Source organism: Caldicellulosiruptor diazotrophicus (assembly GCF_017347585.1).
GTDB classification, from domain to species: domain Bacteria; phylum Bacillota; class Thermoanaerobacteria; order Caldicellulosiruptorales; family Caldicellulosiruptoraceae; genus Caldicellulosiruptor; species Caldicellulosiruptor diazotrophicus.
In genome coordinates, this window is record NZ_AP024480.1 from 1,310,438 (window position 1) to 1,330,480 (window position 20,043).

The 20,043-nt window shown below is 33.0% G+C and carries 20 protein-coding genes; 2 read left to right on the forward strand and 18 right to left on the reverse strand.

Annotated features, from left to right (window positions below):
• Positions 1-36: 36 nt before the first annotated feature.
• The 4 genes from rsfS to nadD are packed head-to-tail and all read right to left on the reverse strand — an operon-like array spanning position 37 to position 2,764.
• Positions 37-369: a ribosome silencing factor gene (rsfS, locus tag CaldiYA01_RS06285; RefSeq protein ID WP_207177978.1), complete on the reverse strand. Its 333-nt coding sequence runs from the start codon at positions 367-369 to the stop codon at positions 37-39.
• A gap of 21 nt (positions 370-390) precedes the next feature.
• A complete protein-coding gene (locus CaldiYA01_RS06290) occupies positions 391-1,602 on the reverse strand; it encodes an LCP family protein (protein ID WP_207177980.1) in 1,212 nt (403 codons plus the stop codon).
• On the reverse strand, positions 1,599-2,177 hold the full coding sequence (gene yqeK, locus CaldiYA01_RS06295) for a bis(5'-nucleosyl)-tetraphosphatase (symmetrical) YqeK (RefSeq protein ID WP_207177982.1): 579 nt from the start codon (positions 2,175-2,177) through the stop codon (positions 1,599-1,601). The genes CaldiYA01_RS06290 and yqeK overlap by 4 nt, the downstream gene beginning before the upstream one ends.
• A complete protein-coding gene (gene nadD, locus CaldiYA01_RS06300; protein ID WP_207177984.1) occupies positions 2,174-2,764 on the reverse strand; it encodes a nicotinate-nucleotide adenylyltransferase in 591 nt (196 codons plus the stop codon). The genes yqeK and nadD overlap by 4 nt, the downstream gene beginning before the upstream one ends.
• 157 nt (positions 2,765-2,921) lie before the next feature.
• On the opposite strand from nadD, the gene CaldiYA01_RS06305 reads away from it, so the two are divergent.
• Both CaldiYA01_RS06305 and argH read left to right on the forward strand, forming a co-directional pair.
• Positions 2,922-4,133 carry an argininosuccinate synthase gene (locus CaldiYA01_RS06305; protein ID WP_207177986.1) on the forward strand — a complete coding sequence of 404 codons (1,212 nt, stop codon included), beginning with the start codon at positions 2,922-2,924 and terminating at the stop codon, positions 4,131-4,133.
• A complete protein-coding gene (argH, locus tag CaldiYA01_RS06310; protein WP_207177988.1) occupies positions 4,126-5,514 on the forward strand; it encodes an argininosuccinate lyase in 1,389 nt (462 codons plus the stop codon). Before CaldiYA01_RS06305 ends, argH begins: the two co-directional genes overlap by 8 nt.
• Before the next feature lie 344 nt (positions 5,515-5,858).
• On the opposite strand, the gene CaldiYA01_RS06315 is transcribed toward argH, so the two are convergent.
• The 14 genes from CaldiYA01_RS06315 to CaldiYA01_RS06380 form a co-directional block, all read right to left on the reverse strand.
• On the reverse strand, positions 5,859-6,461 hold the full coding sequence (locus tag CaldiYA01_RS06315; RefSeq protein ID WP_207177990.1) for a 50S ribosomal protein L25/general stress protein Ctc: 603 nt from the start codon (positions 6,459-6,461) through the stop codon (positions 5,859-5,861).
• A 63-nt stretch (positions 6,462-6,524) separates the two neighbouring features.
• Positions 6,525-7,451: a YesL family protein gene (locus CaldiYA01_RS06320; RefSeq protein ID WP_207177992.1), complete on the reverse strand. Its 927-nt coding sequence runs from the start codon at positions 7,449-7,451 to the stop codon at positions 6,525-6,527.
• A 15-nt stretch (positions 7,452-7,466) separates the two neighbouring features.
• Positions 7,467-7,973 carry a CarD family transcriptional regulator gene (locus CaldiYA01_RS06325; RefSeq protein ID WP_207177994.1) on the reverse strand — a complete coding sequence of 169 codons (507 nt, stop codon included), beginning with the start codon at positions 7,971-7,973 and terminating at the stop codon, positions 7,467-7,469.
• 82 nt (positions 7,974-8,055) lie between these two features.
• Positions 8,056-9,393, reverse strand: coding sequence for an LCP family protein (locus CaldiYA01_RS06330; RefSeq protein ID WP_207177996.1), 1,338 nt, complete (start codon positions 9,391-9,393; stop codon positions 8,056-8,058).
• Between the two features lie 31 nt (positions 9,394-9,424).
• Entirely contained in the window at positions 9,425-10,525 is a 1,101-nt protein-coding gene (locus CaldiYA01_RS06335) for a glycosyltransferase family 4 protein (RefSeq protein ID WP_207177998.1), read from the reverse strand.
• Entirely contained in the window at positions 10,522-11,811 is a 1,290-nt protein-coding gene (locus tag CaldiYA01_RS06340; RefSeq protein ID WP_207178000.1) for an O-antigen ligase family protein, read from the reverse strand. Before CaldiYA01_RS06340 ends, CaldiYA01_RS06335 begins: the two co-directional genes overlap by 4 nt.
• Complete coding sequence (locus CaldiYA01_RS06345) at positions 11,795-12,985, reverse strand: O-antigen ligase family protein (protein WP_207178002.1); 1,191 nt, start codon at positions 12,983-12,985, stop codon at positions 11,795-11,797. The genes CaldiYA01_RS06340 and CaldiYA01_RS06345 overlap by 17 nt, the downstream gene beginning before the upstream one ends.
• Entirely contained in the window at positions 12,951-13,691 is a 741-nt protein-coding gene (locus tag CaldiYA01_RS06350; protein ID WP_207178003.1) for an acyltransferase, read from the reverse strand. Before CaldiYA01_RS06350 ends, CaldiYA01_RS06345 begins: the two co-directional genes overlap by 35 nt.
• Positions 13,688-14,812, reverse strand: a complete 1,125-nt coding sequence (locus CaldiYA01_RS06355; RefSeq protein WP_207178005.1) for a Gfo/Idh/MocA family protein — start codon at positions 14,810-14,812, stop codon at positions 13,688-13,690. The genes CaldiYA01_RS06350 and CaldiYA01_RS06355 overlap by 4 nt, the downstream gene beginning before the upstream one ends.
• Positions 14,813-14,839: 27 nt before the next feature.
• On the reverse strand, positions 14,840-16,153 hold the full coding sequence (locus CaldiYA01_RS06360; RefSeq protein ID WP_207178007.1) for a nucleotide sugar dehydrogenase: 1,314 nt from the start codon (positions 16,151-16,153) through the stop codon (positions 14,840-14,842).
• A complete protein-coding gene (locus CaldiYA01_RS06365; protein WP_207178008.1) occupies positions 16,153-17,262 on the reverse strand; it encodes a DegT/DnrJ/EryC1/StrS family aminotransferase in 1,110 nt (369 codons plus the stop codon). Before CaldiYA01_RS06365 ends, CaldiYA01_RS06360 begins: the two co-directional genes overlap by 1 nt.
• Positions 17,263-17,306: 44 nt before the next feature.
• On the reverse strand, positions 17,307-18,092 hold the full coding sequence (locus CaldiYA01_RS06370; protein ID WP_207178010.1) for a lipopolysaccharide biosynthesis protein: 786 nt from the start codon (positions 18,090-18,092) through the stop codon (positions 17,307-17,309).
• An 18-nt stretch (positions 18,093-18,110) separates the two neighbouring features.
• Positions 18,111-18,998 carry a ComEC/Rec2 family competence protein gene (locus tag CaldiYA01_RS06375; RefSeq protein ID WP_207178012.1) on the reverse strand — a complete coding sequence of 296 codons (888 nt, stop codon included), beginning with the start codon at positions 18,996-18,998 and terminating at the stop codon, positions 18,111-18,113.
• Positions 18,999-19,029: 31 nt separating this feature from the next.
• Positions 19,030-20,028, reverse strand: coding sequence for an electron transfer flavoprotein subunit alpha/FixB family protein (locus CaldiYA01_RS06380; protein WP_207178014.1), 999 nt, complete (start codon positions 20,026-20,028; stop codon positions 19,030-19,032).
• Positions 20,029-20,043: the final 15 nt, after the last annotated feature.

The window sequence follows — 20,043 nt, forward strand, 5'->3', positions numbered from 1 at the left end:
CCCCATTGATTTTTCATTTGAATCAGTTAGTTATTACTACAATGCTGCAATCTCAATCTTTTGAGCATCTATCCACAAACGTTCAAGGTTATAAAATTCTCTCTCTTTTTCGTGGAAGATATGAAGAATTATATTACCAAAGTCTACAACAACCCATCTGAAACTCTCTTTACCTTCAATTCTTAAAATATGCACTGGCTCCTTTTCCTCTATCTCATCCACAATGGCTTTTACGTGTTGAACATTCGAAGCACTGCATATAATAAAATAGTCTGCTATTATGGTTAGCTTTGAAATGTCCAAAACCACTATATCCTGAGCTTTTTTGTCAGATAAAAGCTTTACAATCTCATATATTTTTTGTTCCAATTTGTTTTTTTCACCCCTTTTTTATTTTACTTTAATATAAATATCATATTTTTCATCATAGTCTGGTGAATAAACCACCTGAAAAGTTGAAAGATCAATGTCATTTCTCAATTGTTCAATATATTTTCTGTTAACTCTCTTTAGCTCAATTGTAGAATTTTGAATACTCTTTTGACTCACCAATACAACATTTACATATCCTTTTGACTCAAGCTCACTTTTGAGCAAAGCTGCCTTTTCACTGCCACTTTCTCCTATCACTTTTATTCTGATATTTTCCTTTACTATCTCTGGCTCATTTAAATCTTCAACAAACCGTTTGCATTTTTCTTCATCCAATATATAGTAAGAAACATTATCAATATACTTAGGATAGCCCGGCAGTACAGCTGTCATTATATTTTGGCTACTGAATTTACCTGCATTTTGGACAAACCAAATCATTTCACTTCTCGTAAAATTATGGTCAACGTATTTTGTTGCTGTTTGGATAATACTTGGGAGTTTTATAAGGTTTTGTGGTTTTAATACCTTCTCAATCAAAGCAAACACAAATTTTTTCTGCATCTCAATTCTGCCTAAATCCCCGCCTCTTCCATATTCTTTGCCGTTTGAATTGTGTCGCCAGCGCAAAAATTCAACTGCCTTTTCCCCATCCAAATGTTGAAGACCCGCAGGAATATCTATAAAAAGCTCTTTGCCCGGTGTTGTATCTTTGTAGTATAAATGAAAAGGAACTTCAACATCCACTCCACCAACTGCATCAACAATTTTTTTGACCGCTTCATAATTTAATGCTACATACCTGTCAATTTTTATGCCCAGAAGATTTTCTACAGTATTTATGGCCAATTTTGACTTGCCATAGGCATATGCAGCATTTATTTTTGAATATCCCCTTATGCCCTCTATCTTTACTCGTGTATCCCTTGGAATAGAAATAATAACCGGTTGAAAATCTTTCTGGATACGGATAAGCATTATGGTGTCTGACCTTCCACCTTCTTTTTCATCTCCTCCAAAAACCAAAATGTTCATTGGCAAATTATTCTCAAGACCATTTGTTTCAGTATTTGTAACTTTTTCAATGAGACTATTTATAATTGGCGGAAGTGTCTTTGTATTTTTATAATAGAGGGCTGTTATAACTGTTAACAAAAATAAAATTGCTACAGTTACTAAAAAAGAAGCTAAAAACATCTTTGCTTCTTTCTTGATTCGTATCTTCTTCACTTTGTTTCACCGCTTTCTCGTAAGATAAGCCAGTTTCTTGCATAAATAGTATTGGGATGTATTAATCCACCACGGTCAATTACATACTTTAAAGTGTTATCCATAGCCATTACAACAGCTTTTGCTAAATTTTCAAACGATTTTTCTCTAAGCCTCTCTACATGTTCGAACTTTCTTGAAGGTTCAATCAAATCCGCCACATAAATTATCATTTCTAATTTTGACATATTTTCTCTTCCTGTTGTATGATACGCAATAGCATTTAAGATATCAATATCTTCTATTCCAAAGAGCTTTCTTGCTAAATAACTTCCAGCAGGACCGTGTAAAAGTTCTATTTGATTTCTCATAACGTTATCTATAACTATACCAGATTTCAATGCACAATTCAACAACTGCTGCTTATCAAGGCATTTTGCAACATCATGAACAAGACCTGCAATCATCGCTTTTTTTGTATCTTCATCAAATCTCTCTGCAAGCTTTACTGCACACTCCATTGTCCCGATCGAATGCACATACCTTTTTTCATCCAAAAGTTCTTTTAATTTATCTTTAATCTGTTCAATTTTCACCTTTTATAAAGCCCCTTTCTCTTTATATATTCTTCCACCTTTGGATGAACCATATATCTTATACTTTTGTTTTTACGAATCAATTTTCTTATCTCTGTTGATGATATATCAACAATAGGCACTTGAATTAGAGTAATCTCTTGCATGTATTTAGAATAAAGATTTTCTATTTCTTTTTTTATCGAACATAAATCTCTTTCTCTCGGAAGAACAATAAGAGGGTATCTTTTAAGAATCTCTTCTGCCTTGTACCAATTTACTATCTCTGTCAAATTATCACTTCCAATAATAAAATACACTTTTTCATAAAGAGATGAAAAATATTCAAGAGTATCTATTGTCCAACTTGGACCGTCTTTTTTAATTTCATAGTCACTTATATCAAAACTTGGATTATCTTCTATTGAAAGTTTAACCATTGCAAATCTATCGAAGGCATCTGCTACATCCTCAACTTTGTGCGGGGGACGCCCATTAGGAACAAATATAACTTTTTGTACTTGAGAGAAATTTAAAACATACTGAGCCATAATTAGATGCCCAATGTGTATAGGATTAAAAGTACCTCCAAATAACGCTACTTTCATTTACAGACTCCTTGAAAAATTCTTCATATCTAAGATATTATAATAAAATAAATCCTTTTAAATCTCAAGAAAAATTAAGTTAGCTCGTTGCATAATTATTCATTTAGGTGTATAATTTTATAAAATCAATTAATTTACATGAGGGGAGATAAACAAAATGAAGCTGAACAAAGTAGTTTTGGCATATTCAGGCGGACTTGATACTTCAGTTATTATCCCTTGGCTTAAAGAAAACTATGACTGCGAAGTAATTGCTGTTGTTGTTGATGTAGGTCAGGAAGATGACTTTGAAAAAATAAAAGAAAGAGCTTTCAAGACAGGTGCTTCAAAGGTTTACATTGAAGATGCTAAAGAAGAGTTTGTGAATGAATATATATTCCCCACTTTAAAAGCTGGAGCTATTTATGAGGGAAAATATCTGCTTGGAACATCAATGGCAAGACCTTTAATTGCGAAGAAACTTGTCAATATCGCAAAAAAAGAAAACGCCGATGCAATAGCGCACGGTGCAACAGGAAAAGGAAACGACCAGGTAAGATTTGAAGTGACAATTAAAGCGCTTATGCCACAAATAAAGATAATAGCTCCTTGGCGAATTTGGAATCTAAAATCGCGCGATGCCGAGCTTAATTACCTTGCCCAAAAAGGAATTGATATTCCTTTTAAAAAAGAGGATAGTTATAGCATGGATGGGAATATATGGCATCTTTCACATGAAGGACTTGATTTAGAAGATCCATGGAATATGCCAGACTATGACAAGGTATTAAAAATTACAAAAAATCCACTTAAACTTACTGATTCTCCAGAAAGCGTGGAAATTGAATTCGAAAAAGGGATTCCTGTGAAGATAAATGGTCAGAAAATGAATGGAGTGGAACTTCTAAAAACCTTGAACGAATTAGGGGCAAATCATGGAATCGGCATTGCTGATATAGTTGAAAACAGACTTGTTGGAATGAAATCGCGTGGCGTGTATGAAACTCCTGGCGGGACAATTTTGCACTATGCTCATAGAGAATTAGAATATCTTTGCCTTGACAGAGCTACTTTGCATTTTAAAGAGATGGTAGCTATCAGATTTGCTGAACTTGTTTATGATGGACTTTGGTTTTCGCCGTTAAGAGAAGCACTTTCAGCTTTTGTTGACAAAACCCAAGAGGTTGTTAATGGCACAGTAAAACTCGTACTATACAGAGGTAACATCTATTCAGCTGGCTCAAAATCACCAAATTCGCTATATATTAAAGACCTTGCAACCTTTGAAGAAGACCAAATGTATAATCAAAAGGATGCCGAGGGATTTATAAACTTGTTTGGCTTGCCTTTGAAGGTATTTGGAATGATAAACAGAAGGGAGGATGAATAATCTGAAACTCTGGGAAGGCAGGTTCTCAAAGTCTACAGCACAGATTTTTGATCTTTTTAATGCTTCTATTATGACTGACATAAAACTCTTTGAATACGACATTCTTGGGTCTGTCGCCCACGTTAAAATGCTTGCAAGGTGTAATATTATTCTTGAGGATGAGTCAAAACTTATCATAGATAGTCTCTATCAAATATTAGAAGATTTTAAATCAGGTAAAATCGAATTTGAAGTTTCTGATGAAGATGTCCACATGCTGATTGAAAAAGAGCTCATAAAGAGAATAGGAGAAGTTGGCAAAAAGGTTCACACAGCCAGAAGCAGAAACGACCAAGTTGTTCTTGACGAGAGACTATTTTGTCGTGAAAAGAATTTGTATCTTCAAGAACTGATAAAAACATTAATAAACACCATTGTAAACTTAGCCGAAGAAAATATTGATGTAATTATGCCAGGGTTTACTCATCTGCAAAAAGCTCAGCCTGTTCTTTTTTCTCATTATATTCTAGCATATGCTCATATGTTAAAAAGAGATTTGTTAAGACTAAGACATAACTACAGTATGACAAATTCCAGTCCACTTGGTAGTGCTGCTTTAGCAGGAACCACATTTAAAATAGATAGATTCTTTGTGGCAAATGAACTTGGTTTTGAAAGCGTAACAGAAAACAGTATCGACACTGTGTCTGATAGGGATTTTATACTTGAGATGTTATTTTCACTTGCCATGATTCAGATGCATCTTTCTCGACTTGCAGAAGATTTTATTATATTTAATACTGACGAGTTTAAATTTATTGAACTTGATGATAGTTTCTGTTCAGGTAGTAGCATAATGCCACAAAAGAAAAATCCTGACGCTCTGGAGCTTATCCGTGGTAAGACAGGAAGAGTATATGCAAACTTGATTGGACTTTTAACAGTACTAAAGGGTTTGCCTCTTTCATACAACAAAGATTTGCAGGAAGACAAAGAATTTTTATTTGATTCCATTGAAACGGGAGAAATGAGTTTAATAATAATAAATGAAATACTCAAAACTCTCAAAATTAACAAAGAGAATATGATAAGTTCCTGCAAATCTGGATTTATCAATGCAACAGACCTTGCAGATTACTTGGTTGCAAAGGGATTAGCTTTTAGAGATGCCCATTTTATTGTAGGAAACATTGTAAAGTACTGTATTGAAAGCGGCAAAACATTTGAAGACTTATCGTTAGAGGAATATAAAAGATTTTGTGAGAAGATTCAAGAGGATGTATATCAATTTATAAATATTGAAACCTGCGTAAATCGGAGAAAAAGCTATGGCGGGACTTCACTGGAGAGTGTAAGAAAGCAAATTGATAATCTTAAAGAATTTTTAAAAAACTTAGAATAATATATTGAAAATGAATTAGATTTAAGGTGGGTGTTCAAGGTGGATGCTAATCACTCACCTTTTTTGTTTTTTGTAGCCAGAATCTATTTAGATTTTTAAGAAAGAGTATAAAAAAGTATATGGAAGTATAGTTGGCAAAAACGTTAATAACAATATGCTCACAGAAGCTTGTTACCAACCATGTTCTTAAGAAGCTGTGAAAAATACATCTTTTCGAACTTTGATGCCGAATTTTTGATTTGAAATAGATGATAACGAAAAAAGGTGGCATATTTGTTTGTTGTTGCCACCTTTCTTTATTCGCAATTTTATATTAGTCACATTTTTTAATCTTTTCTGTGTTATTATGCATTTGAAGAAGTCTCTTCTTTCTTCTCTTCTATCTCTGGCTCTTCTGTAATCTCGCTTATATCAATTACTGCAACAACCTCATCCAAGTCTTCTGTTATTTTGATTCCCTCTGGAAGCTTTATATCTCTTAACTTTATAGCTGTTGGTTTTTCATACTCCATGAGGTTAATTACTAAATGTTCAGGAATATCCTTTGGAAGCCCTTCTATCTCTACTGTGTCCATCTGTCTTTGAAGCACAAGTCCTCTTGATTTTAAAATCTCTGCATTTTCAAATATAATAGGCACTTCAACATAAATAGGCTTGTTTTCAGAAAGTATTTGAAAATCTACATGAATTATATTCCCTTTTGTATAATGTATCTGAACCTCTTTTATAAGAGCAGTTCTTTCTTTCCCATCAATAAAAATCTTTATTTTACCAGCCAAACCTTTTTGATGATACAATTTTTCAAATTCTTTTTTAGAAACATAACCAGGAAGGCTCTTTATGTCATTACCATATGCAACAGCAGGGATGTAACCTTCTTTTCTGAGTTTGTTTAAATTGCTCTTTGTAAACACGTCCCTTCTGTTGTAAACAAGTACTGGTTCCATAAAGATATAACCTCCCTTCACGTATTTTAAATTTTCGCATAGTATTATATATTATACACTATCTTAACTATGTCTGTCATCATCTTTGTTTGAAGAAAGTTCAGTATTTTCTTGACTTTCAAGCTGCTCTTCATTTTCCTTATGAGGATTAAGATATATCCCGAAGATGTAATTTGTATAAAAATTTTGAGTAAGCCCAATTACACTCACCCATATTAAAGGATAAAGAAACAGCACTGGGATAAACCGTGTTACAAATAAAAGTAAGAAAGGAATTAACCATACAGTTACTAATAACAAAAACATTCCAATAGTATGGGGAAGTTTTAAAATGGTGAAAATAAAAGCATTTTTATAAATGTGCCTTACTTTCAGGTTGTATGTTACCATCATAGGGTAAATATATATGTGCATCATGAAATAGACAAAAAGTGTGAAAACTAAAAAATATTTTATAATTCCTACACTTGGATATTTGAGACTTTGAATTGAATAAAATCGTATAGCTACAGAAAATACCCACAGTATTAATAAGTCTATAATGAAACTAATTATTCCCTCTTTGAGATTCTTTTTTGTGTGCTCAAAAAAATCACTAGTAACCCATGCATGTTCTTCTCTTGCAAAATTTCTCACAATATACGTGAAACCTGCAGTTGTTGGCCCTATACCAAACACCATAAATCCACTTAAAAGTGTCAAACCAAAAGCTGTCATCAAAAAACCTTGTAACGACTGAATATCTTTTACATTTCCAGCTCCTTTTGTTGCAGACTGAATAATAGGAGCTAAATAATTGCCAATTATAAAATAGAGCAATATTAGTATTGGTAGCGAGACAAGAAAGTATAAAATATTCAACCAACATAGTTTCCAGAACTTCCTTGTAAGCACTTCAAAAAACACTATAAACTTTGATTTTGGAGGCTCATTTTCCGGTACACCCGGCCCAGGCTTTGTATAGTCAAAAAATCCAAAAAAACCTGCCACTATAAAACTTCCCCCTTACTCTGCCGTTTCAAGCTCAAATAAAATACTGTCAACCATTCTCTCAACTTCTTCCATGTCAAGACCTTTTGCAAGTCCAAGCTCACTTACTAAAATTTGTTTTGCAGTGTTGAACATCATCTTTTCATTTGTTGAAAGTCCTTTTAATTTTTCTCTCATTGCAAGCATCTTTAAAACCTCTACCACACAGTAAATATTCCCGCTCTTCAGTTTTTGCTGATTTTCTCTTATTCGTTTATTATAATTTCCACATCCATTTATATCAACTTTAAAACTGTTGTCTTTCAAAAGCTCAAATACTCTGTTTGCTTCCTCTTCAGAAATAACATTCCGAATACCAATCTCTGATGCGCTTTTGACAGGAACTAATACCTTCATTCCATTGTAAAGTATCTTCAGCACATAATATTTCTGAACACTATCTAAGACCTTCTCCTCAACTATCTCAACTATCCTGCCTGCTCCATGCAAAGGGTGTATTATAGTATCTCCCACCTTATACATTCTTTGCCACCCCATGCTATCTTACAATAACTTTACATAAATAAAGTATATCCAATTTAAAAACTTTTGTCAAAAATTCTTCCTATCTGACCTCATTGTAGACATTTGTATTTACATCTGAGTCTGTAGATGGCAATGAATTACTTTGGTGTGATAAAGTTTGCCCTTGATTTTTGTAAAAGCTATCTTGAGAATTTTCTGGTGGCAAAGTTTGCTGATCCTCCAGTGCTTGCAAAGTTTGCTGAGTCTTAGCAGTAGTATCCCCATTTGAAGAATTATCCGAATTTTTTGCTGGCAAAGAAATATCAACTGAACTTTTTTGCTGACCTTGTTCTTCTGTTGTTTTCTGGTGTTTCTGAACTGCAATCTGTAAATTATTCCCAACAGATTTCTGTGAAGAATTACTGGTTTTATGTTTTACAACCTTCTGTACATATTTAAATTTTTCAGGAAGCTGAAGGTCTATCTCAATGTCATAGCCAAGTAAGTCCTTTACAAGCTTTTTTATCCCCTCATAGTCCGGTTTCCAGTAACTCACTCCCGCATAGTTAAAATAAGTGCCAGGAATACTCTCAAATACAATGTTTTCTTTGTTCATTCCTTGGGCAAAATAAGCAAGCGATGTCACCTGCTGAAAAGAAAGATTGGTAAAAAAGTGTTTTCTTATCTTCCAATATATTTCCGGTAGTTTTATTATTTTATTACTTTCTTTGAGCTGCTGAAAAACCGAAAGAATCAGCTCTTTATCTCTTTTTATTCTGTCTATATCACCCCCAGGAGTCTTTCTCCAAAGAGCGTAATAAAGAGTTTCTATCCCATTCAGTTTCTGATATCCTGGTTTTAAATCAATGTCTACCCACTTGGTCTTTACCCTAACAGGTACCTCAACATTGACATAAACACCACCTAATATATTTACAACCTTTCTTATTGCATCAAGGTCAAATCCGATGTAATAATCTACTGGCATCCCACCTAAGAGCTTACTTACAGTTTCCATAGTATATATAAAACCCTCTTTTTTCTCTCCTCCTCCATAACCAAATGCACTATTAATCTTGTCCCATTTTTCAATTTTGTATATTTGTGTAAGCGTATCTCTTGGAATAGAAATTCCTCTAACTTTTTTGTCTTTGAAATTAATATTTACAAACAAAATTGTGTCTGTTCGATGCATATCGTACACTGTTCTATTGCTTGCCTTATCAAGTCCAACAATCAAGATGTTTATACTATTGTTATCAAAAGGATATTTTAGTGAAGGGTTTTTCGATACCTGTAATTTTTTCGTAAAAACCTTCTCAATATGCCTTGCATCAATAACAAAAACCTTGTAAACATACCCAGCCACAGCTATGCATATAACCAAAATCGAAGCTATAATAGAAATTATAATCTTCTTTTTCTTTGTCCTATCCATACCAATCTTGTTTCCCCTTTCCCCGCACTTTTCAATAGCCTATAATTCTCTCATAAAATTGAAAAAGTTTCTCTTCTTCCTTTGTCCAATTGTATTTTTCTATAAATGCCTTGTAACCATTTAAGCCTTTTTTTACTATCTGGTCTCTGTTGTTGTAAAAAAATAATATAGCATTTTTAATATCCTGGATATCTGTAGGATCAACTAAAACTCCACAATCTGATTCTTCAATTATCTTTTTCCAAAGTTCAAAGTTAGAAGCAACCACAGCTACCTTTGCAGCCATGTATTCAAAAAGCTTCAAAGGAAGTGAGTTTTTATACCGTAAAAGTGGTAAAAGAGTTACAAACCCAACATGAGCACTTTTTAGAATTTGTGGAACATCTTTTTTAGGTACTCTTCCCCATATCCTTATTCTTTCATCCTCGTATTTCTTTATCTCTTCAAAGTATTTCTGATTTTCAGCAGGACCAATAATGTCTAATCTTATGTCAAGTTCATACAAACTTTTTACGGCCAAAATCAAGTTTGTTATTCCTCTGCTTTGCGAAACGCTTCCTATATACACAAGGTTTAGGGTTCCATCAATAGCAACATCTTTTTCAATAAAAAATGAATCATAAATAGGATAATTTTTGATAATTACTTTATTTTTGCAATTAAATTTTAAATATATATCTTCTGTAACAGTTATAACACCATCCAAAAGTTTACTTACAGTTTTTTCCAAGAAATTAAAAAAAATTGAGAATACTGTTGAAAATGGCTCTGGAAAATATCTTCTATCTCTAAATGCCAAAGGATAGTCCTCATGTACGTCATATATTACTTTTTTTCTTAAAAAGAATTTAAAGTATAAAGACAAAATCAAGAGATCAGGATCATGAAAGTGAATAATGTCGGGTTTAAATTTATTTATTATCCTTATGATTTTTAAATAATTTTTATATCTCCTTGTTCGTGGCAATTTAAGAAGTCCAAAAATCTTTATCCCATCAACTTCAAAATATTCCTTGTCTGCAACAGCACATAGAGCTGTTTCATATTTTTTCGAAAGACTTTTTGTTATTTTGTTTAACACTCTTTCATCATCCCATGGATGAGCAGATGATAAAACCAATACCTTTTTCAAACCTTAGACTCTCCTTTTTCTTCTCTTGATTTTTCTAAAACAAAAACCGAAAGCGCAAATACAAACCACATTACCCTCATCTCAATCATCTTCGATGAACTTATACTTGATATAAAAAATGCAGAAATAGAGCTCGTTAAAGAGACTGCAGGCATACTTAAAAAAACATTTTCCATTTTTATCTTGATAAGATTATAAATCAAGTAAAATATCCAAATGAGATACAAGATAAATATTAATATGCCATAACATACAAGAATATCCAATAACCAATTATGAAGTTCAACATTTATAGTATACTGTTTTACCTTTTCCATCAAAATCCTGCTGTTGCCCGAACCAACTCCAAAAAAGAAGTAGTCATACAAAAACGAAAGACCATATACAATCAAAAGTTCACGCCGCACATTAGAAGAAAGAGAAGTCTTTGAGAAATCAGCAAGCGAAGAAATCTGAATTTTTATCATTTCAACTGCCTTATTAAACGTTCCAAAATCCAGTCTAAAACCTATTATAAGCATCAAAAAAACTAAAAATATAGCTCCGTACTGCAGAAGACTCTTTTTCTGGTCTTTACCAGCCAAAAGAAAATAAACAATCAAAGCTATTAAAAATCCTATGTAATTTGCTCTACTTGTGGTAGATATCAAAAGTGGAATATTCAAAACAGCACCTAAAATAGCTACCCACTTTTTGAAAAAATTCTTTCTACATTTATTTATCGCAACAGCTAAAATAAAAGGCAAATATAAAACCAAATAAGTCGCAAAATCGTTTGGATTTGCAAAAAAGGTTGAAGGAGTTCTATGAAGATTGTATAAAGGTACCTTAGATGTCCACAAATGTTTGTCAGTCACTACTTCAAAATAGCCTACAGTAAGATGGATAATAAATGAAATCAAAATTATATTTTCAAGAACATCCCATCTAAGATATTTTGCGTAATACATGAATATTAGAATCAAAAATATATTGAAAGTTAAAAAAACTTGGTCTCTTGCTGCACTTTTTACATCCTGAGCCCATAAAAAACTTAAAAGTGAGTAGGCACACCACCCTATTAGAAAAAAAGCCGAAAAGTTAAGAAAACTCTTAAGATTAATCCCATTTAACATCAAGTCGATAAAAATGAAAAAAAACAAAAATGCCAAAAATATTCTATATGCAAAAAGGTAACTTAGCTTTGGATATGCAAGAGTACTTCCAAAAAAACCACTAAAAAAAGTCAAGTACAAAATAGCTGGAATAACCCGCTGCTTCAATCTAACTCTAAATGCATTCTCCATCTAAAGATCTCCACCTTCTTAATCTGTAAATAGGTAAGAAAAGATAATATGTATATAGCATATTAATAAATAGCATTCTACTATTTGTAATTTCAGCCATATCAAACATCTGAAAAATGGTTATAAGAATAAACCCAATAAGAATATTTCTATCATATTCCTCTTTGTGTTTAAAAAAATTATATGCAGAAAGAAAAACCGAAAAATAAACTATAAAAACTAAAATCATATATCCTATTATACCATATTCAATAAGTGCATTTAAAAACAAATTGTGGGCCGAGTGAAGGGCAACTATACCGGGCGCTTTTAACCTTCTAAAAAATAGCTCAAATTGACCTGCGCCAATTCCTGTAAACAAACTTCTGTGTGAAAAATATCTCAAAACAAATTCAATTAAAAAAATCCTCTGCCCAACAGCTGTTTTAGTATTTGTTATATCCCTCATGTTTGGAACTCTATAGAGAATCTTCGGAAGAAAAACAGTCAATATACCAGCTGTTGCTAAGAAAAACTTTAAGATATTTTTTTTAATAAGGTTAATATTTATAAGAAAAAGTTCGAATATATACAAAACAAAACCTGTCCTTGAACCTGAAAGTAAGATTTCAATAAAAATCAAAAGTGATACTACAAATTTAGACCTTTCATCTTTCAATTTATTTATAACAAGTGGATACATCATAACTAAAAAAAACGCAAATGTGTTTGGATTAAAAAAGATTGAAACTGTTCTCTCTCTAAAAGTTTTGAAAACTATATAATATAAAAACTCAAATATACAGACAAATGAGGCAATTATCAGCAGTAATAGGCACATTTCCTCGATTTTTCTAATAAAATCTTCGTTGCATGAAATGAGTAAGATATAAAATAATGCTGGTAATACAAAAGCATTTAATATACCTATAATAGCCTTGTGCTTATCTAAACTTATATTTAGTAACAACAAAGAAATTAATGTAAGGCTTGCATAGAAAAATAATGGAATAAAATTTAAAATATTGAACATAATTTTAGGTTTATAGACATAAAATGAGATAAAAAATAATACTACAAAAAACAAATATACAGGAATATATGAATACCTAACAAACTGTAAAGTAATAACAGCGCTAACAGCAAGTAACAATTCGTACTTATTGGTTTTCAAGTAACTGATCAACTGGTACATCTTTTATCTCCCTTGCAGGATTTCCCACAACAATCTTTCTCGGCATAACATCTTTTGTAACAACACTGCCAGCACCCACAAATCCTTCTTCTCCTATCACTTTTCCAGGAAGCACAGTAGCATTTGCACCAATTCTACCACCTCGTTTCACTGTAACACCTTTGAAATATTTTGCCCTGTCCTTCCCTCTTCCCGCAAAATTGTCATTTGACGTCACAACACATGGTGCAATAAAAGCCCAATCTTCAATTGTTGAAAGTGCAGTAATATATGCATTTGTCTCTATTTTGCAATAACTTCCAATAGTTGTCTTGTTTTCTATGCAAACACCACGACCAATAATGGTGTACTCACCAACACTTACATCTTCTCTTACTGTCACAAGATCAGCTATAAAGACATAGTCTGAGATTACAGCACCTCTGTAGATTATGCTATTTGCTCCAATCTTGACGTTGTTACCTATTTTAGTGGGTGGAAGAACAATTTCTTCTGTGGTTTTGCTCGAAATAGCCTTTTGAGGAAATTTTCCTATAATTGTCCCATCAGAAATTTCAACATTGTTTCCTATAATGCTTCCTTTTTTTATAATTACGTTGTGACCAATTTTGCATCCGCTACCTATCTCAACATCATCTTCTATCACCACAAAATAGCCCATTTCAACGTCTTTTGATATCTTTGCTTTCTCACTTATAAATCTCATCTTACCAACCTCTGCCTTTCATAAACCTTTTTCATATCCATTGTAGAAAAATTAGTAAGTGGTATTTTTATTGGTCTTTTCTCAATTGCAGACTTGTAAATACCCAGAATTATCTCTAAGGACTTTTTACCTTCCTCACCAGTAACCAGTGGATTTTGTCCACTTTTGATGGCTTCAATAACATTCTTGATAAAAGGGGTGTGGCCAAACCCATATACATTATCTGGATTTTCGGCAAACTTCTCTAAAGCCTCTTTTTCATCCTCATCAGGTACACGCCATACAACAATTTTGTTAACCGATGTACCACCAAGAACTGCAGTACCTGTTTGACCAAAAACACTGAGCGTCTCTTCTAAATTTGAAGGCCAAACGCATGTTGTTCCTTCGACAACTCCTCTTGCTCCACTTTTAAATTTCAAAATAGCAAAACCTGTATCCTCTGCTTCAATCGGTCTTAAAAATGTTTCTATATCACCATAAATCTCGTCAACTTCAGAACTTATTATCCATTGCAGAAGGTCAATGTTGTGGGTACATTGGTTCATAAGCGCACCACCATCTTGTTCCCAAGTACCTCTCCAACTATCATGTCTGTAGTATTCATCGTTCCTATTCCATCTGATACTTGCAACTGCATACAATAACTTACCAAATTTCCCACTATCTACAGCACTTTTAAGTTTTTGTACGCTTTTGTTAAACCTGTTTTGAAGACATACACTAAGTATCTTCTTTTTTTCTCTTGCTTTTTTAATCATCAAATCCGCATCTTCTATTGAAAGTGCCATAGGCTTTTCTACAATCACATGCTTATTAAAATCCAAAGCAACAAGTGTCTGCTCAGCATGGCACCCACTGTATGTGGCTATGTCAACTATGTCACATTCTTGTTCTTTTAACATCTTGATATAATCCGTGTATATAGGTATATCCTTTTTTATTTCAATTCCTTTGGTTGCAAGCAGTTCATAATACTTTTGTCTTGTCCTCAAAGCTTTTTGGCTATCTAAGTCACAAAATCCCACAACCTCAAGTTGATCATAGTTGTTGGCATAAGCCTCAGCATGTTTAAATGATATCCTTCCACATCCAACAAGACAAATTTTTAGCTTCTCCATCAACAAATCCTCCACTATGCTAGATTTTTATAGTTTATAAATTTTATCAGATTTAATGCCTTTTGTTGCATTTCTTGTGTCAAAAATAAGATTAGCATTTTCTACTATAAAATTATAATCATATTTTGAATGGTCTGTTGTGATAACCACTATATCATATTTTTTGAGCGACTCTGCAGTAAAATCCACCGAAAAATACTGTTTCCCGTTATAAGTAAAACTCGGTACATATGGATCATTGTAATCTATCTCTGCATTCTCTTTTTCAAATATTTCAATAATTTTTAATGCGGGTGACTCTCTTATATCATCAATATCTTTTTTGTACGCCACGCCTAAAATCAAAATTTTTGAGCCGTTCAAAGGTTTTTTGAATTTGTTTAGGATTTTCATAACTCTTTCTACCACGTACTCTGGCATATAGTTGTTTATCTCACCAGCTATTTCAATGAGCCTTGTATGATAATCGTATTCACGTGCTTTCCAAGTAAGATAAAACGGGTCAATCGGTATGCAATGACCGCCCAGCCCAGGTCCGGGATAAAATGCCATAAATCCATAAGGTTTTGTTTTCGCCGCTTCAATTACCTCCCATATATCAATGTTCATCCTCTCACATAAAATAGCCATTTCGTTTACAAGAGCAATATTGATATTCCTGAATGTATTTTCTAAAATCTTTTCCATTTCCGCAACCTTTGGCGAGCTTACCCTGAATACCTCTCCTTTCAAAACATTCTCATAAAGCCTTGCGGCTATTTCTGTACATATTTTTGTTACTCCACCAACAACTTTTGGTGTGTTCTTTGTATTGTACACTTTGTTACCCGGATCAACCCTTTCAGGTGAAAAAGCTAAAAAGAAATCCTCACCGCATTTTAGTCCACTCTTTTCTAAAATAGGTTTCACAACTTCTTCAGTTGTTCCCGGATATGTAGTACTCTCTAAAACAATTAGCATTCCTCTATGAAGGTATTTTGAAATCTCTCTTGTAGAGTTTACAACGTACGAAATGTCAGGCTGTTTGTATTTATCAAGTGGAGTGGGAACACATATAGCAACAGCATCAACATCTCCAATCTTGCTGTAGTCAGTTGTGGCAAAGATTCTACCTTCCTTTACAAGATCAGCAAGTTCTTTGTCCACAACATCGCCAATATAATTTTGGCCTTTGTTTACCATGTCAACTCTCTTTTGCTGTATGTCAAATCCAATAACCTTGTACCCTGCTTTTGCCTTTTCGACAGCAAGAGGAAGACCTACATATCCAAGTCCTACAACTCCAATCACTGCTGTTTTGTTTTCAATCTTTTCAAGAAGTTTTTGCGCAATTTCATTCATTATAAACTCCCTCCAAATTGATTTATTGAAGTTGTTATATATTCTATTTCTTCATCAGTCAGTTCAGGATACATTGGAATTGCAAATGACCGTCTGCACAACCTTTCGGCAACCTCAAAGTCACCTTCTTTATACCCCAAAAAGCTCAAAGCTTTAGTAAGATGTAATGGCACAGGATAATATATGCCTGTTGCGATTCCTTTTTGTTTTAAATACTCCATTATACAATCTCTTTTTTCATGTTGGAGAACATATAGGTGATATATGTGACCAAACTCAAAATTATTACATTTTTTAGGGGTGACTAACCCATCGAGTTTTAAATTTTGAGAAAACTTTTGAGCTATTTCTATTCTTCTTCTATTCCAATTGTCAATATATTTTAATTTAACAAGAAGTATTGCTGCCTGCACTTCGTCAAGCCTGCTGTTAAATCCTATCATCTCATTGAAATACTTCTTTTTTGAACCATGCTGTCTGAGCATCCTTGCTTTTGACGCAATCTCATCAGAATCTGTTACAATCAAACCTCCGTCGCCAAACCCACCCAAGTTCTTCGTAGGAAAGAATGAAAAACATCCCACATCTCCAATTGTGCCTGCCTTTTTCCCTTCAAATTCAGCACCAAACGCCTGGCAAGCATCTTCTATAATATACAGGTTATACTTTTGGGCAATTTGTACTATTTTCTTCATATCACACACTTGACCAAATATGTGGACAGGAATAATAGCTTTTGTATGTTTAGTAATCTTTTCTTCTATCTTTTCATGGTCTATGTTATACGACAGAGGATCAATGTCAACAAATACCGGCTTTGCACCCACTCTTACTATTGCCTCCGCTGTTGCAAAAAAGGTAAAAGGAGTAGTTATAACCTCATCACCTTTTCCTATACCAAGACTTTCAAGTGCTATGACCAAGGCGTCTGTCCCATTTCCAACACCTATTGCATGTTTTACATTCAGATATTCAGTACACTTTTTTTCAAATTCTGTGACTTTCGGTCCTAAGATATATTGTCCACTTTCAAATACCTCTTTTACGCTGTCCATTATTTCTCTGGAAATATTTTTGTACTGTCTTTTCAAATCAATAAGCGAGATCATCTTTAAATCCTCATCTCCATTCTAAATTTGATATTTGAACAAATTTATAAATTCTGGATAATATATTTTCTCTCTCTGTATATTACATACAAAATTGCCACAATTACACCTGCTAACATCCCAGCAACAACTCTCAAAGCCTTCTCAAACTTGCTACCAGCAGATTCATACACCTTTACTTTTCCATACTGATAAATAGCATTTTTCAAATCAATCACTTTGTTGAAATGACTATTTACCCATTTTATAAGATTTATAGCAGCTGAGATTTGGCTTAGCTGTTCTTGTTCACTTGAAGTTAAGCTTGTTTTTTCATATTTTCTCCTTTCAAGTAAAAGCTCATCTAAAAGTTTTTGAGCTGCTTCTGATTTACTTTTCAAATCTGAGATTACCTGGTTATCCAAACTTTTGAGATATTCATTTAGCATATTCTGAGCAGCAGTCTGTGAATCTGCAACAGCTCTAACCATAACATAATTTATTCCGCTCTTTGAAGCTTTAGGTTCAATAAAAATTCCAAATCTCTCATCTTCACCATATCTGCTTGTGACATAGTCAATAAAAGGAGGGTTCAGTGCCACCATCTCTAAATATTCTTTGTTTAAATCCAATGAGGTTATATTTGAATACAATCCCTGTACTATATTAGAAACACTGGTGGATAAAGTATTAAAGTTGAATGGATTCAGAAGATTATTATCAAGCCTTAGGTTTGTCTCAGCTGTCCACAATGTTTTTGTGAAAAATTGTACAACCACAGCTGATAGTATTAAAAATAATACAACTATTACTACCATTTCCTTAATTCTTTTCTTGAATATATAAATCATTTTTTGCTTTTCTCCTTTCTATCTTTGTGTAATGAGTTTTAATGTGCCATCTGGAAATATCAATGCAACAATATTGCCATTTCGTTCTGTTGTAAATATTTTGACTTTAAATTTCTCCAATCTCCTTATTGTGGATGAATGCGGATGACCGTACGGATTGTCCTTCCCCACACTTATGATAGCAACTTTGGGATTTACCTTTTCCAAAAACAAGCTTGATGTTGCAGCATAGCTTCCGTGATGAGAAACCTTTAAAATATCTGCCTCTATATCATGAATATCCCTTATTATGTCATATTCTACGTTCTTTGAAATATCACCAGTAAATAACAACCTTCTTCTTGCAAATTCAAGCATAACAACCACACTCGAATCATTCAAATCATCATAATCTTTAAGAGGTGACAAAAAAGTCAATGTGACACCATTTAATTTTAATCTGTCAAATGGTCTTGCAATTGAAATCTTTAGGTTTTTTTTCTTTAGTGCATTTAGCATATCCTCAAATGTCTGAGTATTTGTTGTTTTATTTGTTGTATAAAATCTTTCTATGTCATATTTAGAAATAATCTTGTCCATGTTGCCAATATGGTCCTCATGCGGATGAGTTACAATCACCACATCTAATTTTTTGACATTTAATCTATCTAAGGTTTGTAAAACATTCTGTTCAGCAGAATTTGGTCCTGAGTCAATCAATACAAACTTATTTTCGGGAGTTTTTATCAGTATACTATCTCCCTGACCTACATCCAAAAAAAATACACTACATACTTGCTTATCTAAAAACTGGGCTGAATTTGTTCCCCAAAAGTCAGAAGTTTGAAATAGATACGAACATCCACTTAAAAAAAGAAAGAATATAATTGTCATTAATAGAATATATAACGAAAGTTTTTTCGTCATTACTTAAACTTCCTCCGTTACTTCATAGAAATCAGCAACCTTTAACCTTGCTTTTAAAAATCTTTACAAAACTTTTTAAAGCATGGGTAGCATCAGCAACAATCCCGTAATGTGCAATTTTAAAAATTTGTGCATCCCTGTTTTTGTTAACTGCTATTATGAGTTTTGGACTACCAATCCCACAAACATGATGGGCTGCACCCGAAATACCAAACGCAAAATATATCTGTGGTGATATAATCTTTCCACTTTGACCAATTTGATATTCTTTGTCAACCCACCCCATGTCAACAAGCGGCCTTGTAACACCTACTGCAGCATTTAAAATATTTGCAAGTTCAAAAGCATATTTTAAATTTTCCTTGTCTTTAATTCCCCTTCCTACACCAATAACTATTTTAGCACTTTCAAGTTTGTTATCAATATCATGAGCTAAATTTTTTTCAATAACCTTTACAGCAAAAGGTTCAATATTTTCAATGAGAGTATTAATAACCTCCACCTTGTTATCAATGGTCTCAAAAGAACATTCATCTGCATTTTTTATTTTTAAAGTTGCAAATACAATAGATGAATTTTTGACTAAGATCTCAGCGTTTATATTACCTGCATACGCAGGCTTCAAAAAACTATATTTGTAAGTACTTTCATCAAATATAATGTCTGTACAATCAACAGCAAACCCACATGAAAAGCGTGCAGCAACTCTTGCTAAAATTGACTTTATAAAATCACTTGATATTGAAATGACAGCATGAGGTTTTATTATATTTATATGCTGGGTTATAGCATCAATGTATGGTAATTCCCAACCTGAAAAAAGTTTGTTTTCACAAATGACAATCTGACTTACCGGAAGAGTCTTCAGGTAATTTATATCTTTATCTTTCACTTGGCTATTTGTATATAGATACAAAATAATTTTTTTACCTTTAATTGTAATTCTGCTATCAATAAAAGAAAAAAGAGAACCAAGTTGTGAAACATCACCAATATGATAAATTGCTGGTACAAATATAACATGTTCCATTTCTCACTTTATCCC